The sequence below is a fragment of the Vibrio astriarenae genome (genome assembly GCF_010587385.1).
Classification (GTDB): domain Bacteria; phylum Pseudomonadota; class Gammaproteobacteria; order Enterobacterales; family Vibrionaceae; genus Vibrio; species Vibrio astriarenae.
In genome coordinates, this window is record NZ_CP047475.1 from 24,974 (window position 1) to 45,109 (window position 20,136).

The window sequence follows — 20,136 nt, forward strand, 5'->3', positions numbered from 1 at the left end:
TCCCTCCTTAGATTGATCCTTGCTGTTGCTTACCGTAGAAAGTCTCTCCACGCTCTGCCATATCGAACAGTGTTTGTGGGACTTGATACATCGCTCCGAGATCTGAGTATGCTTGTGCCATCGCAACGTACTCAGCAATGCCAATACTATCGAGGTAACGGAAGACACCACCACGGAAAGGAGGGAAGCCAAGGCCATAGATAAGCGCCATGTCTGCTTCCTGTGGGCTAGCGATAATGCCTTCTTCGAGACACAGCACGACTTCATTGATCATCGGAATCATCACCCTTTGGATGATGGTTTGATCATCAAAGACCTGTGATTGAGCACATACATCAGCAAGTACAGGCAATATCTCTGGGCTGAAGGACTTTTTGGGCTTACCTTTTCTATCGATAGTGTAGGTATAGAAGCCACTGCCATTTTTCTGGCCATATTTATTGGCATCGAACAGCGCATCAATTGCGTCACGCCCTTCTTTACCCATACGCTCTGGGAAGCCTTGAGCCATAACTGCTTGTGCGTGATGTGCGGTATCAATGCCAACAACGTCAAGTAAATAAGCCGGTCCCATTGGCCAGCCAAACTGACGCTCCATGACTTTATCGACTTGGGTAAAGTCCGCGCCATCTCGAAGCAACTTACTGAAGCCGCCAAAATACGGAAAAAGGACACGATTGACGAAGAACCCAGGACAGTCGTTGACGACGATAGGTGATTTACCCATTTTCGCCGCATAGGCGACAACACGGTTGATGGTTTCATCTGAGGTGTGTTCACCGCGAATGATTTCAACCAGAGGCATGCGATGGACTGGGTTGAAAAAGTGCATTCCACAGAAGTTTTCTGGTCGCTTTAATGACTTTGCTAAGAGGTTAATCGGAATGGTTGATGTATTGGAAGCGATAACAGCCTCTTCAGATACATGCGTTTCGACCTCACTCAATACGGCTGCTTTAACATTTGGGTTCTCAACCACTGCTTCTACAACGACATCAGATTCTTCAATCCCTGCATAATGAAGGCTTGGCGTGATTGAAGCGAGAATCCCCGCCATCTTAAAGCCATCAATACGACCTCGCGACAACCGTTTGTTTAGGAGTTTAGAGGCTTCTTTCATGCCCAAGTCGAGAGAGGCTTGAGCAATGTCTTTCATGATGACGGGCACCCCCTTGAGTGCTGATTGATAGGCGATTCCACCGCCCATAATCCCAGCTCCCAGCACGGCTGCGCGTGAAGTGTCTTTAGAGGCCGATTTTGCCGCCTTTTTAGCGATCCCTTTGATGTATTGGTCATTGAGGAACAAACCGACCAGAGATTTTGCTTCTGATGATTTTGCTAACTTGATGAAATGTTTTCGCTCAATATCGAGAGCCTCATTTCGAGCGTAGCGAGCGCCTTCTTCTATCGCTATAACCGCCGTCATTGGTGCTGGGTAGTGTGGGCCAGCTTTTTGCGCGACCAGGCCCTTTGCCATGGTGAAGCTCATCATTGACTCAAGCTTGCTGAGCGTGAGTGCTGAGGTTTTTTGTTTGCGGCGCGCTTGCCAATCGACTTTTTCATTGATCGCATCGTTAAGCGTTTTGAGCCCGGATTCATACAGAGCATCGTTATCGACTACGGCATCAAGTAGACCTAACTTCAATGCTTCGTCGGCGCGGCAGGCTTTACCTTGGGTTATGATCTCCATAGCGCTGTCAGCACCGATGACTCTAGGCAGACGAACACATCCTCCAAAACCTGGCATGATACCGAGCTTGGTTTCTGGTAAACCGATGCTGGTGGTCTTGTCGCCGATGCGTAAGTCGGTTGCAAGGACACACTCACAACCTCCACCCAATGTGTGGCCTTTAAGCACTGACAGTGAAGGCATAGGGAGATCTTCGAGTTTGGTGAAGATGCTATTAGCAAACTGTAGCCATTTATCTAACTCTTCATCTGGCTTGGCGAACAAACCAAGGAACTCGGTAATATCGGCTCCTACAATGAAGGCTTCTTTGCTCGAGGTCAGCAGTAAGCCTTTGATATTTGATTGAGTACCGATCGCATCTAGGGCTTTGTCCAGAGACTCTAAGGTTGCAAGGTCGAGTTTATTGACTGAACTTGGTGAATTGAAACAGAGTTCAGCGACTCCGCTTTGTACTTCCTTTACTTGAATGGTGTCTGATTGGTAAATCATTTTCCATCTCCATGACTTACGGTGGATGTGTAGGGTTTTGTTCTATTTATTGTCTGGTTAGACCAGTATACGTAGTGTGCGCTTGGTTTTGTTGAAATTCAATACATTTTTTAAACAAGTGTTTAACATTGTGGTTGGCGTTACCTATTCTGTCTAGCTGACAGTTCGTGATAAACTGGATCGATTGAGACAAAAAGCGATCGCCAATGAACAACCAGCCTTATTTAATCCCGCAGCAAGCCACTAGTTTTGAAGAAGAAATCAAAAAGAGTGTGTTTATTACTCATCTTGCACACACACCGACGATTGAAGCGGCGAAGGCGTTTGTTGACGAGGTAAAGCGCAAGCACGCTGGTGCAAGACATAATTGCTGGGGGTTTGTTGCAGGAAGGCCCGAAAATTCGATGATGTGGGGCTTTAGCGATGATGGTGAGCCCTCTGGTACGGCAGGAAAGCCCATTTTGGCCCAATTGTCTGGATCGGGTGTTGGTGAAATTGCTGCGGTCGTTACGCGCTATTCTGGTGGAATCAAGCTCGGAACAGGTGGCTTAGTTAAGGCATACGGTGGTGGAGTTCAGCAGGCACTCAAACAGCTTCAAACAATTGAGAAAAAAATAACCACAAACTTGATAGTGGAGTTAGACTACGGGTTTGTGCCTATTCTTCAATCGATGTTGGGGCAATTTGGAGCACAGGAAGTGCAAGCTAATTATGGTGCGGGGGTCGAGTTGATGATTGAAATAGAAGTCAATCAAGTCGTGCCGTTTAGAGAAGCAGTCATTAATAAAAGCGCTGCTAAAGCCATCGTACGATCGCTAGATAACAACTAACAAGGAAGAGAGAAGCTCAGCTTCGGTACCGATTACTCATGCAATTTCGATCCATTATCCGCATCGTTGGATTACTGTTAGCACTCTTTAGCGTTACGATGCTTGCGCCTGCGCTGGTCGCTTTGATCTACCGTGATGGTGCAGGTGTACCCTTCGTCACCACTTTCTTTGTTTTGCTTTTCGCAGGCTTCATCTTCTGGTTTCCAAACCGTCGACACAAACATGAGCTCAAAGCCAGAGATGGCTTTCTGATTGTTGTTTTGTTTTGGACGGTACTGGGCAGTGCTGGTTCGTTACCTTTTCTTATCGCTGGAAACCCAGCAGTGTCAGTTACCGATGCTTTTTTTGAGTCTTTTTCTGCTCTGACAACAACGGGCGCCACCGTGATCGTTGGGTTGGATGATTTGCCTAAAGCGATCTTATTCTATCGACAACTGCTACAGTGGTTTGGTGGTATGGGTATCATTGTATTAGCCGTGGCAATACTCCCTGTACTTGGTATCGGTGGTATGCAGCTATACCGAGCAGAGATTCCAGGCCCAGTAAAAGACACCAAAATGACGCCGCGTATTGCAGAGACTGCAAAGGCACTGTGGTATATCTACCTGAGTTTGACGATTGCTTGTGCAGCCGCTTTTTGGTTGGCCGGGATGACGCCATTCGATGCGGTCAGTCATAGCTTCTCTACTATAGCCATCGGCGGCTTCTCAACCCACGATGCAAGCATGGGTTACTTTGACAGTTATGCCGTTAACCTCATCACGGTGGTTTTTCTGCTTATATCCGCGTGTAACTATTCACTGCACTTCGCCGCTTTTGCGTCGGGCGGTGTGCATCCCAAGTATTATTGGAAAGATCCCGAGTTCAGAGCCTTCCTCTTTATACAAGTTGTCCTATTCGTCGTTTGCTTTTTGATTCTGTTAAATCATCACTCCTACGACACCACCTATGATGCTTTTGACCAAGCTCTATTTCAGACCGTCTCAATCTCGACGACCGCGGGCTTTACCACAACAGGATTTTCTGAGTGGCCGCTGTTTTTGCCAGTGCTATTACTGTTCTCTTCGTTTATCGGAGGATGTGCAGGGTCAACCGGTGGTGGTATGAAGGTAATTCGTATCTTATTACTGACATTACAAGGTGCTCGCGAATTAAAGCGTTTGGTTCACCCTAGAGCGGTTTACACAATCAAAGTTGGCGGGACAGCTTTGTCACAGCGAGTTGTGGATGCAGTCTGGGGCTTCTTCTCTGCTTATGCTTTGGTTTTTGTGGTGTGTATGTTGGGGCTGATCGCTACAGGGATGGATGAGCTAAGTGCTTTCTCGGCAGTCGCTGCTACACTCAACAACCTTGGCCCTGGTCTAGGTGAAGTTGCTGTTCACTTCGGGGAGGTGAATGACAAAGCAAAGTGGGTGCTTATTGTATCCATGCTTTTTGGGCGTTTAGAGGTGTTTACATTACTTATATTGCTGACACCCGCATTTTGGAAAAGCTAATAGGAGAGCGCTTTGGAAAAGGCACTGTTACTTTACTCCTCACGAGAGGGGCAAACACGAAAGATTATCCGACGTATCTCAGAGTTACTTAATGATACCGAGGTCGAAATCGCGGACCTGCATCAACCACTGTCAGTGAATATTGAAGACTATGACCGAATCTTGATCGGCGCTTCAATTCGATATGGTCATCTAAACAAGAAGCTATATCAGTTTATTGAGAGCAATAAAGCCGCACTAGATAACAACCGAGCCGCATTTTTCTGCGTAAACCTAACCGCGAGAAAAGAAGACCAAGGAAAAGATACACCGGAGGGAAGTGCGTATATAAAGACTTTCCTTAAGAAGTCTCCATGGCAACCGAACTTAATTGGGGTTTTTGCCGGCGCTCTCTATTACCCAAGATATAACTGGTTTGATCGAACGATGATAAAGTTCATCATGAATATGACAGGTGGTGAGACGGATACCACCAAAAAAGTTGAATATACGAACTGGGAAAAAGTAGAGCTATTTGCCCAAAAGTTTAAAAATCTGTAAAGATAAGTGATATTTTTGGGTGTTTTAGCTTGATTTCTGTCCAGTCACTAAAAATATTCAAAAAAGTTTAAAAAAGGGCTTGCCAACTGATCGGCAATCTCTATAATGCCACCTCGCTGACACGGGAGAGGCCGCAAGGAATCAAACGAAGTCAGTAAGTGCAAAAGCTTCAAGCAAATCGCTTGAAAAAAGATTTAAAAAAAAGTGGTTGACACGAAAACTTAAATCGCTAAAATGCACATCCGCTTTGAGAGAAAGACTTAAAGCAACGCTCTTTAAAAATATAAACCTATCAATCTGTGTGGGCACTCGTTGATGATAATCCAAAATGAAGCTTAGGCTTCAACTTAGATTTCAATGAACTGAGTGACCAATCGATACTTAGTATCGGCACAGTCAATTCATTATCGTTCTGTTGGAACGATAATAGCTTTAAAATTACATTAGTAGTTTTGAAGTCAGTATTCATTGAGTCAGTTCTTCGGAACATCAAAATCTTAAATTGAAGAGTTTGATCATGGCTCAGATTGAACGCTGGCGGCAGGCCTAACACATGCAAGTCGAGCGGCAGCGACATGATAGAAGCTTCGGTGGAAATCATGGGCGGCGAGCGGCGGACGGGTGAGTAATGCCTGGGAATATGCCTTGATGTGGGGGATAACTATTGGAAACGATAGCTAATACCGCATAATGCCTTCGGGCCAAAGAGGGGGACCTTCGGGCCTCTCGCGTCAAGATTAGCCCAGGTGGGATTAGCTAGTTGGTGAGGTAAAGGCTCACCAAGGCGACGATCCCTAGCTGGTCTGAGAGGATGATCAGCCACACTGGAACTGAGACACGGTCCAGACTCCTACGGGAGGCAGCAGTGGGGAATATTGCACAATGGGCGCAAGCCTGATGCAGCCATGCCGCGTGTGTGAAGAAGGCCTTCGGGTTGTAAAGCACTTTCAGCAGTGAGGAAGGCGGGTACGTTAATAGCGTGCTCGTTTGACGTTAGCTGCAGAAGAAGCACCGGCTAACTCCGTGCCAGCAGCCGCGGTAATACGGAGGGTGCGAGCGTTAATCGGAATTACTGGGCGTAAAGCGCATGCAGGTGGTTTGTTAAGTCAGATGTGAAAGCCCGGGGCTCAACCTCGGAACAGCATTTGAAACTGGCAGACTAGAGTACTGTAGAGGGGGGTAGAATTTCAGGTGTAGCGGTGAAATGCGTAGAGATCTGAAGGAATACCGGTGGCGAAGGCGGCCCCCTGGACAGATACTGACACTCAGATGCGAAAGCGTGGGGAGCAAACAGGATTAGATACCCTGGTAGTCCACGCCGTAAACGATGTCTACTTGGAGGTTGTGGCCTTGAGCCGTGGCTTTCGGAGCTAACGCGTTAAGTAGACCGCCTGGGGAGTACGGTCGCAAGATTAAAACTCAAATGAATTGACGGGGGCCCGCACAAGCGGTGGAGCATGTGGTTTAATTCGATGCAACGCGAAGAACCTTACCTACTCTTGACATCCAGAGAACTTTCCAGAGATGGATTGGTGCCTTCGGGAACTCTGAGACAGGTGCTGCATGGCTGTCGTCAGCTCGTGTTGTGAAATGTTGGGTTAAGTCCCGCAACGAGCGCAACCCTTATCCTTGTTTGCCAGCACTTCGGGTGGGAACTCCAGGGAGACTGCCGGTGATAAACCGGAGGAAGGTGGGGACGACGTCAAGTCATCATGGCCCTTACGAGTAGGGCTACACACGTGCTACAATGGCGCATACAGAGGGCAGCCAACTTGCGAGAGTGAGCGAATCCCAAAAAGTGCGTCGTAGTCCGGATTGGAGTCTGCAACTCGACTCCATGAAGTCGGAATCGCTAGTAATCGTGGATCAGAATGCCACGGTGAATACGTTCCCGGGCCTTGTACACACCGCCCGTCACACCATGGGAGTGGGCTGCAAAAGAAGTGGGTAGTTTAACCTTCGGGAGGACGCTCACCACTTTGTGGTTCATGACTGGGGTGAAGTCGTAACAAGGTAGCCCTAGGGGAACCTGGGGCTGGATCACCTCCTTATACGATGATTATTGCGATGAGTGTTCACACAGATTGATGGTTTATAAAGTAAAGAGATATGAACATCCCCCAAGATGTTCAAGCACTTAGTGTCCCGTTCGTCTAGAGGCCTAGGACACCGCCCTTTCACGGCGGTAACAGGGGTTCGACTCCCCTACGGGATACCATTGGGTCGTTAGCTCAGTTGGTAGAGCAGTTGACTTTTAATCAATTGGTCGCAGGTTCGAATCCTGCACGACCCACCATTCTCTCTGAGAATGAAATCTCAAGATGGGGCTATAGCTCAGCTGGGAGAGCGCCTGCCTTGCACGCAGGAGGTCAGCAGTTCGATCCTGCTTAGCTCCACCAATCTTGACTTCTTCCACAAGAAGTAAAACTCATGTGGGCGATTAGCTCAGTTGGGAGAGCACCTGCCTTACAAGCAGGGGGTCACTGGTTCGAGCCCGGTATCGCCCACCATCTTTAAGCACATTTCTTTGAAATAAAAGCGTTAAGTGTTCTTAAAAATGGTTACTTCATGAGAAGTGATTAGCTCTTTAACAATTTGGAAAGCTGACGAATAACAACAATCCCCATCTCTTTGAGATGCGTTGTTATTCAATTAAAAGTTCTCAAATCCTAAAACTACGGTTTTAGGTACCAACACACATTCAAGTGTTCTTGGAAGTATCGAAAGATACTTAATATTTGAGTCCGGCAAAATCGAGTCTGCATCATGTATAAAAATTGCAGACAACTTTGGTTGTTTAAACAACAACTCGAAACTCCTTCGGGTTGTATGGTTAAGTGACTAAGCGTACACGGTGGATGCCTTGGCAGTCAGAGGCGATGAAAGGCGTATTAACTTGCGATAAGCCTAGATTAGATAGTAAAAATCTTTGAGTCTAGGATTCCTGAATGGGGAAACCCAGCACCATAAGGTGCTATCACTAACTGAATACATAGGTTAGTGAGGCGAACCGGGGGAACTGAAACATCTAAGTACCCCGAGGAAAAGAAATCAACCGAGATTCCGAAAGTAGCGGCGAGCGAAATTGGATTAGCCCTTAAGCTTTTAGTGAGACAGGTGAAGCCTCTGGAAAGTGGCGCGATACAGGGTGATAGCCCCGTAACCGACATCTCATCATCAGTGAAATCGAGTAGGGCGGGACACGTGATATCCTGTCTGAATATGGGGGGACCATCCTCCAAGGCTAAATACTACTGACTGACCGATAGTGAACCAGTACCGTGAGGGAAAGGCGAAAAGAACCCCTGTGAGGGGAGTGAAATAGAACCTGAAACCGTGTACGTACAAGCAGTAGGAGCACCTTCGTGGTGTGACTGCGTACCTTTTGTATAATGGGTCAGCGACTTATATTCAGTAGCAAGGTTAACCATCTAGGGGAGCCGTAGAGAAATCGAGTCTTAACTGGGCGTCGAGTTGCTGGATATAGACCCGAAACCAGGTGATCTAGCCATGGGCAGGTTGAAGGTTGAGTAACATCAACTGGAGGACCGAACCGACTAATGTTGAAAAATTAGCGGATGACTTGTGGCTAGGGGTGAAAGGCCAATCAAACCTGGAGATAGCTGGTTCTCCCCGAAATCTATTTAGGTAGAGCCTCGGACGAATACCACTGGGGGTAGAGCACTGTTAAGGCTAGGGGGTCATCCCGACTTACCAACCCTTTGCAAACTCCGAATACCAGTGAGTACTATCCGGGAGACACACGGCGGGTGCTAACGTCCGTCGTGGAGAGGGAAACAACCCAGACCGCCAGCTAAGGTCCCAAAGTATAGCTAAGTGGGAAACGATGTGGGAAGGCTTAGACAGCTAGGATGTTGGCTTAGAAGCAGCCATCATTTAAAGAAAGCGTAATAGCTCACTAGTCGAGTCGGCCTGCGCGGAAGATGTAACGGGGCTAAGCTATACACCGAAGCTGCGGCAATGACTTTTAGTCATTGGGTAGGGGAGCGTTCTGTAAGCCGTTGAAGGTGGACTGTAAGGTCTGCTGGAGGTATCAGAAGTGCGAATGCTGACATGAGTAACGATAAAGGGGGTGAAAAACCTCCTCGCCGGAAGACCAAGGGTTCCTGTCCAACGTTAATCGGGGCAGGGTAAGTCGACCCCTAAGGCGAGGCCGAAAGGCGTAGTCGATGGGAAACGGGTTAATATTCCCGTACTTCTTACAATTGCGATGGGGGGACGGAGAAGGCTAGGTGGGCCTGGCGACGGTTGTCCAGGTTCAAGTGCGTAGGCTTGAGAGTTAGGTAAATCCGGCTCTCTTTAAGGCTGAGACACGATGTCGAGCTACTACGGTAGTGAAGTCATTGATGCCATGCTTCCAGGAAAAGCCTCTAAGCTTCAGATTGTAAGGAATCGTACCCCAAACCGACACAGGTGGTCGGGTAGAGAATACCAAGGCGCTTGAGAGAACTCGGGTGAAGGAACTAGGCAAAATGGTACCGTAACTTCGGGAGAAGGTACGCTCCTCGCGGTGAAGTCCCTTGCGGATGGAGCTATGGGGAGTCGCAGATACCAGGTGGCTGCAACTGTTTATTAAAAACACAGCACTGTGCAAAATCGTAAGATGACGTATACGGTGTGACGCCTGCCCGGTGCCGGAAGGTTAATTGATGGGGTTAGACTTAGGTCGAAGCTCTTGATCGAAGCCCCGGTAAACGGCGGCCGTAACTATAACGGTCCTAAGGTAGCGAAATTCCTTGTCGGGTAAGTTCCGACCTGCACGAATGGCGTAATGATGGCCACGCTGTCTCCACCCGAGACTCAGTGAAATTGAAATCGCTGTGAAGATGCAGTGTACCCGCGGCTAGACGGAAAGACCCCGTGAACCTTTACTACAGCTTGGCACTGAACATTGAGCCTACATGTGTAGGATAGGTGGGAGGCTTTGAAGCGAGTACGCCAGTATTCGTGGAGCCATCCTTGAAATACCACCCTTGTATGTTTGATGTTCTAACTTAGCCCCATTATCTGGGGTGAGGACAGTGCCTGGTGGGTAGTTTGACTGGGGCGGTCTCCTCCCAAAGAGTAACGGAGGAGCACGAAGGTGGGCTAATCACGGTTGGACATCGTGAGGTTAGTGCAATGGCATAAGCCCGCTTGACTGCGAGAATGACAATTCGAGCAGGTGCGAAAGCAGGTCATAGTGATCCGGTGGTTCTGTATGGAAGGGCCATCGCTCAACGGATAAAAGGTACTCCGGGGATAACAGGCTGATACCGCCCAAGAGTTCATATCGACGGCGGTGTTTGGCACCTCGATGTCGGCTCATCACATCCTGGGGCTGAAGTCGGTCCCAAGGGTATGGCTGTTCGCCATTTAAAGTGGTACGCGAGCTGGGTTTAGAACGTCGTGAGACAGTTCGGTCCCTATCTGCCGTGGGCGTTGGAAGATTGAAGGGGGCTGCTCCTAGTACGAGAGGACCGGAGTGGACGAACCTCTGGTGTTCGGGTTGTGTCGCCAGACGCATTGCCCGGTAGCTAAGTTCGGAATCGATAACCGCTGAAAGCATCTAAGCGGGAAGCGAGCCCTGAGATGAGTCTTCCCTGGCACTTTAAGTGTCCTAAAGGGTTGTTCGAGACTAGAACGTTGATAGGCAGGGTGTGTAAGCGTTGTGAGGCGTTGAGCTAACCTGTACTAATTGCCCGTGAGGCTTAACCATACAACACCCAAGGGGTTTTGATGGACTCAAAGCCAAGAATATTGAATGTGTGTACATTAACTTTTAAATAGCTTTCCGAATTAAGAATTTGCTTGGCGACCATAGCATTGTGGACCCACCTGATTTCCATGCCGAACTCAGAAGTGAAACGCAATAGCGCCGATGGTAGTGTGGGGCTTCCCCATGTGAGAGTAGGACATCGCCAGGCTTTGAACATTATCTATTTGAAGCACGATTTAGATAAGACTTTAAATAGACCACTGCGGAGTGGTAGTTCAGTTGGTTAGAATACCGGCCTGTCACGCCGGGGGTCGCGGGTTCGAGTCCCGTCCACTCCGCCACTTATTAAGAAGCCTCGCTTACAGCGAGGTTTTTTTGAATCTAGAGCTTACTCGATTCAAATAACATTTTAGGGGTGTAGCTCCAATTGGCAGAGCAGCGGATTCCAAATCCGCGTGTTGGGAGTTCGAATCTCTCCACCCCTGCCACACATTAAAGCCTCGTCGAACGATGGGGCTTTTTTACATTTGTCGCTTTTCAAAGCGAGTGTTGGGAGCAGGGTCGCCTGCCCGGTCGAATCTCTCCACCCCTGCCATATATTAAAGCCTCGTCGAACGACGAGGCTTTTTTGCATCTGTAGCTTTTTCAAATATAGAAAACCCAGCAAGATTGCTGGGTTTGTAGAGTGAGTAAAAAGGGAAGTCTATTCCTGATATGCTTTTAGAACCTCTTCAGCAAGTATCTCGATGCCTTTTTGCAGCTTTTCATCATCTTGTACATAGTTCATACGTAGACATTGATGGCTATGCTCCCATGAGCTTTCTTGGCCAATAAAGAAGTACTCTCCTGGAACAATAAGAACCCCACGCTGTTTTAGGCGCTTATATAGCTCCATCGTGGTAATTGGCAGTTCGTCAAACCACAGCCAGAGAAAGATCGCCCCCTCAGGTTTATGGATCCTAAAGCGTGGATCTTGGATTGTTCGCTGCAGCAGTTCTATCGCTCTTTGGGACTTTTGTTGATAGAAGGGCTTTATGATCTCAGTGCTTAATGGCAGGAGGTTGCCTTTATCGATCATGTGTTTGACCACTGCAGGTCCAACACTTCCGGGCGATAAACTAATAATACCGTTCATATTGGACAATGCCTGGGTGATCTCTTCGTTCGCGATGATGATGCCACAACGCACACCAGGTAACCCAAGCTTTGATAGGCTCATACATAGTATCGTGTTGTTATTCCAAAACGGCTTCACATCTTCAAAGATGATATTTGGGAATGGTACCCCATAGGCGTTATCGATAATCAGTGGAATATCATTTTGGCGAGCTAATTCATCAAGCTTTATAATTTCTTGTTCTGTAAGAACGTTGCCTGTGGGGTTTGTCGGGCGTGAAGCACAAATCGCTGCAACATCAGAGTCTATCTTCAGTTGATTAAAATTAACGTGATACTTAAATAAGCCGTCGTCGAGCAGTTCAATCTCTGGCTTGTAGGAGACAAAGATGTTTTGGTCGATGCCAGCGTCACCGTAACCAATGTACTCAGGCGCTAATGGCAGTAAGATCTTTTTATTGCTCCCGTCAGCATACTTACCCGCTAGCAGGTTAAATAGATAGAAAAAGCCACTTTGACTGCCATTAGTTAGGCTGATGTTCCTCTCTGATATGTCCCAGCCATAAGTCTCTCTAAGCAGGCCGACTAAGGCTTTGATGAAGCTGTCTTTGCCTTGTGGTCCATCATAATTAGCAAGCGATGCGACAAGCTCCCCGCTATCTAACAGTTCTTGGCAGGTGTTATGGAAGTAATCGAGCATTGCAGGTATGGCTGCAGGATTGCCGCCACCAAGCATAATGGCACCTGGTGTACGTAGACCGTCGTTAAGGTCATCCATTAGCTGTGTAATACCTGAATATTGATTAAACTTTTCACCAAACTGAGAGAACTGCATTACCTGTTACCTGTCGGTTGATTAAACGATAAGAGAACGAAAATAACGCAATGGCGGCCTCAGTGAAAGGGCTGAAATAAAATAAAAGCCAGCTCGGATGAGCTGGCTTGTCATTGGAGGCGAATTAGAGCTAGTTTCCGGTATAAACGACTAGGACTTTGTCATCTTCATATTGACGTTCAAAGGCATAGTATCCGCTTTGATTACGCGTGATATGCTGACCTTTGGCAACAGCGGGGTGACGTTTACGGAAATCACCGAGTGCTTGCCAATGCTCCAGTAGTACTGCGCGTTCACCCTCTATTTGATCCCAAGGCATCGGTGAGCGAGTTCCTTGATGTGTATCTGAGCCTGTTGGACCAAAGTCTCGAGCAATCTCATCACCATAATAGATTTGCACAGCACCAGGGGACATCATCAGTGCGTTAGCGGCTTTATGTTGGTCATCAAAGCTCTTACTTCTTGATGCCCAGAATAGCGCAGTATCGTGTGAAGAGAGGTAACTCAGCACGTTAAAGCTATCATCGCTGTTGATGGCTTTCGCATAGCGATTGAAATCTTGGTCTAACTTAGCAAAACAGTCGAGTGCTTTAGGGGCAACATCCGTTTGAAACTCAAAGTTAATGATGGAATCGAATCCATTGTTGAAGTAGTCACTCTTGATCACGCCATGAGCCCATACTTCACCTGTCATCCAGAATGGTAAGTCATCAAGCGCTTTCTCTGGGTTATTTTGCTTCCATTCAGCAAGGGCTTCTGTTGTGCTGTCCTTCAGCTCTTGCCAAGCCTCCATCTCTACATGTTTTGCAGTATCAATTCTAAAGCCATCAATGCCATATTCTCTCACCCAATCAGATAACCAAGTAATGAGGTGTTCTCTGGGTGTTCTTTGTACATCCGTTGCGTTAGTGTCTTTATTGACATAAAAGTTTGGTAGTCCAGTTTTCTTTTCTGACTCCGTTTTTAAGTCTGGTAGGAAATTAAGGGACATCGTTATGTCGTTGTAGCCAGGGGCATCATAGTTGCCTATATCAGTGCGTAGCCAGTCCGTCCCCCACCATTTATCCCAAGCTTCGGCTTCATTGTATTTGATATAGTCATTGAAGCTATGCCAGCTTTGACCAGACTTTGGTGTCCAATCTGTCCACTTCTCTCCTAAGATCTCTTTGGCTTCTTGATCATCAAGATACAACTTGCCAAAACCAAACTCCTGCATATCGGCGAGTGTGGCATAACCCGTGTGGTTCATAACCACATCCCAAACGATTCGAATTCCTTTTTGATGAGCGGTGTCGACAAACTCTCTTAGCTCATCTTCTGTCCCCATATTAGCATCGAGTTTTGTCCAATCTTGGTGGTAATAGCCGTGGTAGCCATAGTGTTTAAAGTCACCGTTGTTGCCGCCACCAACCCAACCATGAATCTGCTCAAGCGGTGAGGTTATCCAAATCGCATTGACACCTAATGACTCGATATAGTCGAGCTTTTTCGTTAGTCCAGCAAGGTCTCCACCATGGAATGTGCCGATCTCTTGTTCACCATCTTGGGTTCGCCCGTAGCTGTTGTCATTGCCTGGGTTACCATTGTAAAAACGGTCTGTCATAACAAAATAGACCGTTGCATTGTCCCAGCTAAAGGTTGCATCTTGATACTCTTTCGCTTCTTCCAGTAGCAGTAGTCCCTGACTATTTACTGCGGCTTGCATCACTACTTTGCCATTTTCTACGGTCACTTCTTGCCCAGACAGCGCATCGCGTACACGAGTTCCATCAGTAAAGGTTTGGGCAACATCAATGGTTGTTAGAGCGTCAGTGGCTACAGGGCAGGTGTCCGCAAAGTTGGTCTTTTGCTTTGGTTTGACTTTGACGGTCAGTTGCTGGTTTTGTGCATCTAATTCGAATTGGTACGTGTTGGCTTTGTAGATACGCAGCGGCACATCGGATTGTTCGGCACAATTGTCGACCGCCATTGGAGTATTAAACTTGGCTCGGCTTAGCTCTGCGAGCGCGTAGGTATCACCACAGGTCGCGTTCTTGCCTGTGATTGATAGGTTGTACTGCCCTTTATCAAAATACTGCTCAGCGACCCATAGTCCGTCACTGTTTTGCTCAAAGGCGACTTGGTCATCAGCAGCAGTAAGATAAATCGTATCTTGAGAAGTTTGGCTGCATCCAGCAAGTAAAGCGATTGAGAGGGCAATCGTGGTTTTTTTCATTGTATCTCTCCCTGATTAAACATCAGGGTTATAACAACAATAGACCTCAGCATTCTGCGCTGTAGAACATAAAAAAGGGAAGCAAATGCTTCCCTTTTCATCAATCTGAGTAATGGATCTACTTCTGTAGTACTGAGATATCTGCGATCTGTAGGAACAGGTTACGCAAGTTGTTGAGTAGCGTTAGACGGTTCTTCTTCAGAGCTTCGTCATCAGCCATCACCATTACGTTATCGAAGAAGGCATCCACTGGATCACGTAGGTCAGCAAGCTTGCTTAGTGCTTCTTGGTAGTTACCGGTCGCAAATGCTGGCTCTAGCGCTTCCGTCATGACTTCAACGCTTTCTGCTAGTGCTTTCTCTGCGTCTTCTTGTAGAAGTGCTAGGTCGATTTCTGCGGCTAGTTCGCCGTCGAATTTCGCTAGAATGTTACCTACACGCTTGTTCGCTGCTGCCAGTGCTTCTGCTGCTTCGAGCTCACGGAAGTGAGACACCGCTTTAACGCGCTGATCGAAGTCCGCAGGTTTAGTTGGACGACGTGCCAATACCGCTTGGATGATATCAACACTGAAGCCAGCATCTTGATACCATGCACGGAAACGGCCTAGCATGAAGTCGATAACGTCTGCTTCTACGTTGTCGTTAGTTAGCTTGTCACCCAGTAGCTCTTTTGCTTTCGCGATAAGATCAGTTAGGTCTAGGTTGTAGCCGTTCTCAACGATGATACGCAGCACACCTAGAGATGCACGACGCAGAGCGAATGGGTCTGAACCTTTAGGTGCTTGGCCAATACCGAAGATACCTACGATAGTGTCTAGCTTGTCAGCCATTGCTACTGCAGATGAGATACCAGTGCTTGGTAGATCGTCGCCTGCGAAACGAGGCATGTACTGCTCGTAAAGTGCGAGTGCGACTTGCTCATCTTCACCATCATGAGTTGCGTAGTGCATACCCATCACACCTTGAGTATCGGTAAATTCGAATACCATCGATGTCATTAGGTCACATTTCGCTAGTAGACCAGCACGCTTAGATTTTTCAACGTCAGCGTTAATTTGCTCAGCGATGTAGCCAGCAAGCTCTGTGATGCGATCTGTCTTGTCTTTGATAGTACCAAGCTGCTTCTGGAAGATAGCTTGCTCTAGCTCAGGTAGACGGTCGATAAGAGGACGCTTACGGTCAGTGTTAAAGAAGAATTCTGCATCCGCTAGACGTGGACGTACAACCTTCTCGTTACCTTCGATTACGTAGCGAGGCTCTTTAGATTCGATGTTTGAAACAAAGATGAAGTTAGGTAGTAGCTTCTTGTTTTCGTCGTAAACAGGGAAGTACTTTTGGTCACCCTTCATGGTGTATACCAGCGCTTCAGAAGGCACTTTTAGGAACTCTTCTTCAAACTTTGCAGTGAGGACTACTGGCCATTCAACCAGAGACGTTACTTCTTCTACTAGGTCATCTTCTAGATCCGCTGTACCGCCAACCGCTGCTGCTGCTTTTTGAGAGTCAGCAAGGATGATTGCTTTACGCGCTTCGTAATCTGCCATGACTTTACCGCGCTCTTCTAGGATCGCTGGGTATTGCTCTGCAGAATCAATAGTGAACTCTTGCTCACCCATGAAGCGGTGACCACGGATAGTGCGGTCAGAGGCTACGCCTAGGATCTCGCCTTCGATAAGGTCAGCACCCATTAGCATAGTCAGTGTTTTAACTGGACGAATGAACTGAGTCGTCTTGTTGCCCCAACGCATTGGCTTGGCGATTGGTAGGTTACCTAGTGCTTTTGCAGCTAGGTCAACAACGATTTCAGACGTTGCTTGGCCTTTTACTTCTTGTTTGAAAAGAAGCCATTCGCCTTTGTCTGTCACTAGACGGTCAGCTTGCTCAACCGTGATGCCGTTACCACGAGCCCAACCTTGAGCTGCTTTAGTAGCGTTGCCATCAGCATCGAATGCGACAGAAACCGCAGGGCCACGCTTTTCAACGATTTTGTCTTCTTGGCCTTCAGCCAGTGCGGCTACTTTAAGAGCAAGACGACGAGGTGCTGCGTACCATTTCACACCTTCGTGAGCCAGGCTCGCACCCTTTAGCTCTGCTTCGAAGTTTGCAGCGAAAGCTTCTGCTAGAGTACGAAGCTGCGTTGGTGGTAGCTCTTCAGTACCCAGTTCAATTAGAAATTCTTTAGCCATGATTACTTCTCCTCGCTCTTTGCATCTTGGGTACGGCACATTGGGAAGCCAAGCGCTTCACGTGATGCGTAGTACGCTTCTGCAACAGACTTAGTCAGGTTGCGGATACGAAGGATGTAACGTTGGCGCTCTGTAACAGAGATAGCTTTACGCGCATCAAGGATGTTGAATGCGTGGCCCGCTTTTAGAATGCGCTCGTAAGCAGGAAGCGGAAGTGGCTTTTCAAGCTCAAGTAGCTCTTTACACTCTTTCTCACACTGATCAAAGAACGTGAATAGGAAATCTACGTCTGCGTGCTCGAAGTTGTAAGTTGATTGCTCAACCTCGTTTTGGTGGAAGATATCACCGTAAGTTACTTTGCTGCCGTCTGGTGCGATGTTCCACACTAGATCGTACACAGAGTCTACTTCTTGGATGTACATTGCGAGACGCTCGATACCGTAAGTGATTTCACCAGTAACAGGTTTACACTCAAGGCCACCAACTTGCTGGAAGTAAGTAAATTGAGTTACTTCCATGCCGTTTAGCCATACTTCCCAACCAAGGCCCCATGCGCCTAGCGTTGGGTTTTCCCAGTTATCTTCTACGAAACGAATGTCGTGTACTAGCGGATCGATACCAAGAACTTCAAGTGAGCCTAGGTACAACTCCTGAATGTTGTCTGGAGATGGTTTTAGAGCTACTTGGAACTGATAGTAGTGCTGCAGACGGTTCGGGTTTTCACCGTAGCGACCATCGGTCGGACGACGTGAAGGTTGAACGTATGCCGTAGACATTGGCTCTGGGCCAAGTGCACGTAGACATGTCATTGGGTGAGAGGTGCCAGCACCTACTTCCATATCTAGAGGTTGAACAATGGTACAACCGTTTTGTGCCCAGTAATCCTGCAGCGCGAGGATCATTCCCTGGAAGGTTTTGATATCGAATTTTTGCATAGTCAGGTTCGCGCGATTCTTCTAAATGATTTGAAAAAATAACAATCAAGTATAGCGAGATATTGGCTTGGCGAGTAGAGGTAATCTTGACTAATTCGTCGCCAGAAATGTCGTTTAGTGGAAAAATAGCAACACAGATAGTGTGTTTTTCTTAAAAGGGAATTTTCAGCTTGAGCTTTGCCGCTTGGCTGATTAAAATCCCCTCCGTCTTTGGGGAGTAGCTTACCTGAGATAAAACGCCTGTTTTATCTGGTTCGTTCGTCAACATAATTGGTGCAAAATCACCATGGCGTCCGAGACTCATCATCCACCGATGGGTTTAGCAAGACCTTAGACAAATCATCACGAACCGGGGTGGGGCGTGAGGTTTGTCTATGGTTGTTATTTATACCCCCGCCCCTTAGAGCATGTCGTGAGCGTTTTAGCTATATCAATTACTACTGTTGCCCTTGCTGAAATTGGTGACAAAACTCAACTTTTATCCCTGCTGCTGGCCAGTCGTTACCGCAAACCCTTGCCTATTATCGCAGCCATTTTCTTTGCAACCATCGCCAATCATGCCTTAGCCGCTTGGCTAGGTGTTGTCGTCGCAGACTATTTGTCACCTGATGTGCTGAAGTGGGTTGTCGCGGCGAGTTTCCTTGCGATGGCTGGTTGGATTCTGATACCAGACAAATTAGACGAGGATGAAAGCATCTCGAACAGAGGCCCATTTGTCGCTTCATTTATCGCTTTCTTCATTGCTGAAATAGGTGATAAAACCCAGATCGCAACATCAATTCTCGGCGCGCAGTATGCGGATGCTTTGATGATGGTGGTTCTCGGGACAACCATCGGTATGTTACTTGCCAATGTGCCGGTGGTATTGATAGGGAAACTTTCTGCCGATAAATTGCCGCTTGCTCTGATCCGAAAGGTCACTGCATTGCTGTTTTTGGGCTTAGCGATTGCTGCCGCTTTCTTCTAAATTTGCGGCAAATCATACTCTTGCTCGAATTCAATCTAAGGCGTGACGGGTGACATATTAGTTTCACAAATCTCATGCTAATTTTAGGTTAACACTGACAGCCGGAGGGCAAGAGTATGCTTACACGTTATATGGGAATGACCGCCAAAAGCCAGAGCTACCTGTTCACTTTTGGATTGGCGATTACCTTACTCGGAATGGTACTGACTGATATGTGGCTGCCAATGGTGGCAGGGGCATTCATCCTCACCGCGCTGACAGTAGAGGCATGGATTCGTGTCGCTCATATTATTCCCATGCATGATGAGATGCGAGCGATGCGCAAGCAGCTCAATAAGCTACAACATGAGGTTCGTACTCTAGAATACGATGAGTAAAGTGCATAACTTACGTAAAAAAGGCTGCCATTGGCAGCCTTTTGTCGTTTGTATCGAGCTCAGCGTTAAGCCAAGCCTTTCTTAATTAGGTATTGATACGGTAGTTGCTCTGTTTGAGCTGCAAGTAGCTGGTGATCCATAAAGCGGCAGAAACTCGGAATATCACGAGTTGTAGAAGGATCATCTGCATTCACCAACAGAACTTCTCCCTCTTCCATAGTTCGAATTGTCTTCCTGACCATCATTACAGGCTCTGGGCAGCGTAGCCCTTCAGCTTCAAGCGTTTTGTTTGCTTTAGTCGGATCGAAACTCATCTGTTCTCTTTAGCGCGGTGGAATCAAGCGACAATCATACTCTTGATCAAAAAAGATTCAATATCACCTTGGCAAACGCCTTTTTATAGATTAACTTAAATTAACAAGTTGATAACAAATGGAGTCTTGTTATGCTGTCGACGATGGAACGTTTGTCCGTATATTCGGTATTGTGTGTCATTGCTATGTGCTCCTTGCTGTTGCAAGCAGGAAATGGCGTTTCTCTCATCCCAGTCGTTGCCTTCTTTGGGGCTGTGTTGGGGATTTATATAGAAATGCGAGCGTGGAATCCAACCTCAGAAGAGGCCGAAGATAACTAAACACACATTACCCTCATTCCCAGTTTTATTTTAAGTCATATAATCTCCAGTTTTCTTGGGCTTCCCCGCTGAAAGGCGGGATTTTTTTTGCCTGAAAGAAGGTACACT

At 47.3% G+C, this 20,136-nt stretch carries 12 protein-coding genes, 6 tRNA genes and 3 rRNA genes; 15 read left to right on the top strand and 6 right to left on the bottom strand.

Going from position 1 to position 20,136, the window contains the following annotated elements; all coding sequences use genetic code 11:
- Window positions 1–7: 7 nt before the first annotated feature.
- Entirely contained in the window at window positions 8–2,179 is a 2,172-nt protein-coding gene (gene fadB / locus GT360_RS00145) for a fatty acid oxidation complex subunit alpha FadB (protein WP_164646978.1), read from the bottom strand.
- Window positions 2,180–2,385: 206 nt separating this feature from the next.
- Here fadB and GT360_RS00150 point away from each other — a divergent pair, with 206 nt between their 5' ends.
- The 12 genes from GT360_RS00150 (at window position 2,386) to GT360_RS00205 (ending at window position 11,252) form a co-directional block, all read left to right on the top strand.
- Window positions 2,386–3,009 carry a YigZ family protein gene (locus GT360_RS00150; RefSeq protein ID WP_164646979.1) on the top strand — a complete coding sequence of 208 codons (624 nt, stop codon included), beginning with the start codon at window positions 2,386–2,388 and terminating at the stop codon, window positions 3,007–3,009.
- Window positions 3,010–3,047: 38 nt separating this feature from the next.
- Complete coding sequence (locus GT360_RS00155; protein ID WP_164646980.1) at window positions 3,048–4,505, top strand: TrkH family potassium uptake protein; 1,458 nt, start codon at window positions 3,048–3,050, stop codon at window positions 4,503–4,505.
- Window positions 4,506–4,517: 12 nt separating this feature from the next.
- Window positions 4,518–5,045 carry a menaquinone-dependent protoporphyrinogen IX dehydrogenase gene (gene hemG / locus GT360_RS00160; RefSeq protein WP_164646981.1) on the top strand — a complete coding sequence of 176 codons (528 nt, stop codon included), beginning with the start codon at window positions 4,518–4,520 and terminating at the stop codon, window positions 5,043–5,045.
- Between the two features lie 499 nt (window positions 5,046–5,544).
- Window positions 5,545–7,096: ribosomal RNA gene (locus GT360_RS00165) — 16S ribosomal RNA — on the top strand.
- Window positions 7,097–7,187: 91 nt separating this feature from the next.
- Window positions 7,188–7,263, top strand: a tRNA-Glu gene (locus tag GT360_RS00170).
- A 2-nt stretch (window positions 7,264–7,265) separates the two neighbouring features.
- A tRNA-Lys gene (locus GT360_RS00175) sits at window positions 7,266–7,341 on the top strand.
- Window positions 7,342–7,368: 27 nt separating this feature from the next.
- Window positions 7,369–7,444, top strand: a tRNA-Ala gene (locus GT360_RS00180).
- A 35-nt stretch (window positions 7,445–7,479) separates the two neighbouring features.
- Window positions 7,480–7,555, top strand: a tRNA-Val gene (locus tag GT360_RS00185).
- A 321-nt stretch (window positions 7,556–7,876) separates the two neighbouring features.
- Window positions 7,877–10,764: ribosomal RNA gene (locus GT360_RS00190) — 23S ribosomal RNA — on the top strand.
- Window positions 10,765–10,855: 91 nt separating this feature from the next.
- A 5S ribosomal RNA gene (rrf, locus tag GT360_RS00195) occupies window positions 10,856–10,972 on the top strand.
- The 16S, 23S and 5S rRNA genes sit together here with 6 tRNA genes alongside, the layout of an rRNA operon.
- A gap of 56 nt (window positions 10,973–11,028) precedes the next feature.
- Window positions 11,029–11,105 (top strand) — tRNA-Asp (locus GT360_RS00200).
- A 70-nt stretch (window positions 11,106–11,175) separates the two neighbouring features.
- Window positions 11,176–11,252, top strand: a tRNA-Trp gene (locus tag GT360_RS00205).
- Between the two features lie 215 nt (window positions 11,253–11,467).
- Here GT360_RS00205 and GT360_RS00210 read toward each other — a convergent pair.
- The 4 genes from GT360_RS00210 to glyQ all read right to left on the bottom strand — a co-directional run bounded on the left by GT360_RS00210 (window position 11,468) and on the right by glyQ (window position 18,050).
- A complete protein-coding gene (locus tag GT360_RS00210) occupies window positions 11,468–12,715 on the bottom strand; it encodes a valine--pyruvate transaminase (RefSeq protein ID WP_164646982.1) in 1,248 nt (415 codons plus the stop codon).
- Between the two features lie 130 nt (window positions 12,716–12,845).
- Window positions 12,846–14,930 carry an alpha-amylase gene (locus tag GT360_RS00215; RefSeq protein ID WP_164646983.1) on the bottom strand — a complete coding sequence of 695 codons (2,085 nt, stop codon included), beginning with the start codon at window positions 14,928–14,930 and terminating at the stop codon, window positions 12,846–12,848.
- 118 nt (window positions 14,931–15,048) lie between these two features.
- On the bottom strand, window positions 15,049–17,115 hold the full coding sequence (gene glyS, locus GT360_RS00220) for a glycine--tRNA ligase subunit beta (RefSeq protein WP_164646984.1): 2,067 nt from the start codon (window positions 17,113–17,115) through the stop codon (window positions 15,049–15,051).
- A gap of 2 nt (window positions 17,116–17,117) precedes the next feature.
- Complete coding sequence (gene glyQ / locus GT360_RS00225) at window positions 17,118–18,050, bottom strand: glycine--tRNA ligase subunit alpha (protein ID WP_164646985.1); 933 nt, start codon at window positions 18,048–18,050, stop codon at window positions 17,118–17,120.
- A gap of 412 nt (window positions 18,051–18,462) precedes the next feature.
- On the opposite strand from glyQ, the gene GT360_RS00230 reads away from it, so the two are divergent.
- A complete protein-coding gene (locus tag GT360_RS00230) occupies window positions 18,463–19,017 on the top strand; it encodes a TMEM165/GDT1 family protein (protein ID WP_164646986.1) in 555 nt (184 codons plus the stop codon).
- A 116-nt stretch (window positions 19,018–19,133) separates the two neighbouring features.
- A complete protein-coding gene (locus GT360_RS00235) occupies window positions 19,134–19,394 on the top strand; it encodes a hypothetical protein (protein ID WP_164646987.1) in 261 nt (86 codons plus the stop codon).
- A gap of 65 nt (window positions 19,395–19,459) precedes the next feature.
- Here the strand turns inward: GT360_RS00235 and tusA are convergent, their stop codons facing one another.
- Window positions 19,460–19,708, bottom strand: a complete 249-nt coding sequence (gene tusA, locus GT360_RS00240; RefSeq protein ID WP_164646988.1) for a sulfurtransferase TusA — start codon at window positions 19,706–19,708, stop codon at window positions 19,460–19,462.
- 131 nt (window positions 19,709–19,839) lie between these two features.
- On the opposite strand from tusA, the gene GT360_RS00245 reads away from it, so the two are divergent.
- The gene (locus GT360_RS00245; protein ID WP_164646989.1) at window positions 19,840–20,028 is read left to right on the top strand and encodes a hypothetical protein; all 189 of its coding nucleotides are present in this window, start codon (window positions 19,840–19,842) and stop codon (window positions 20,026–20,028) included.
- Window positions 20,029–20,136 lie beyond the last annotated feature (108 nt).

Excerpts from the sequence above, each read along its gene's own strand:
- glyS (WP_164646984.1), bottom strand. The coding sequence starts at position 17,115 with ATGGCTAAAGAATTTCTAATTGAACTGGGTACTGAAGAGCTACCACCA.
- glyQ (WP_164646985.1), bottom strand. The coding sequence starts at position 18,050 with ATGCAAAAATTCGATATCAAAACCTTCCAGGGAATGATCCTCGCGCTG.
- tusA (WP_164646988.1), bottom strand. The coding sequence starts at position 19,708 with ATGAGTTTCGATCCGACTAAAGCAAACAAAACGCTTGAAGCTGAAGGG.
- GT360_RS00215 (WP_164646983.1), bottom strand. The coding sequence starts at position 14,930 with ATGAAAAAAACCACGATTGCCCTCTCAATCGCTTTACTTGCTGGATGC.
- fadB (WP_164646978.1), bottom strand. The coding sequence starts at position 2,179 with ATGATTTACCAATCAGACACCATTCAAGTAAAGGAAGTACAAAGCGGA.
- GT360_RS00150 (WP_164646979.1), top strand. The coding sequence starts at position 2,386 with ATGAACAACCAGCCTTATTTAATCCCGCAGCAAGCCACTAGTTTTGAA.
- GT360_RS00245 (WP_164646989.1), top strand. The coding sequence starts at position 19,840 with ATGCTGTCGACGATGGAACGTTTGTCCGTATATTCGGTATTGTGTGTC.
- GT360_RS00235 (WP_164646987.1), top strand. The coding sequence starts at position 19,134 with ATGCTTACACGTTATATGGGAATGACCGCCAAAAGCCAGAGCTACCTG.
- GT360_RS00155 (WP_164646980.1), top strand. The coding sequence starts at position 3,048 with ATGCAATTTCGATCCATTATCCGCATCGTTGGATTACTGTTAGCACTC.
- GT360_RS00210 (WP_164646982.1), bottom strand. The coding sequence starts at position 12,715 with ATGCAGTTCTCTCAGTTTGGTGAAAAGTTTAATCAATATTCAGGTATT.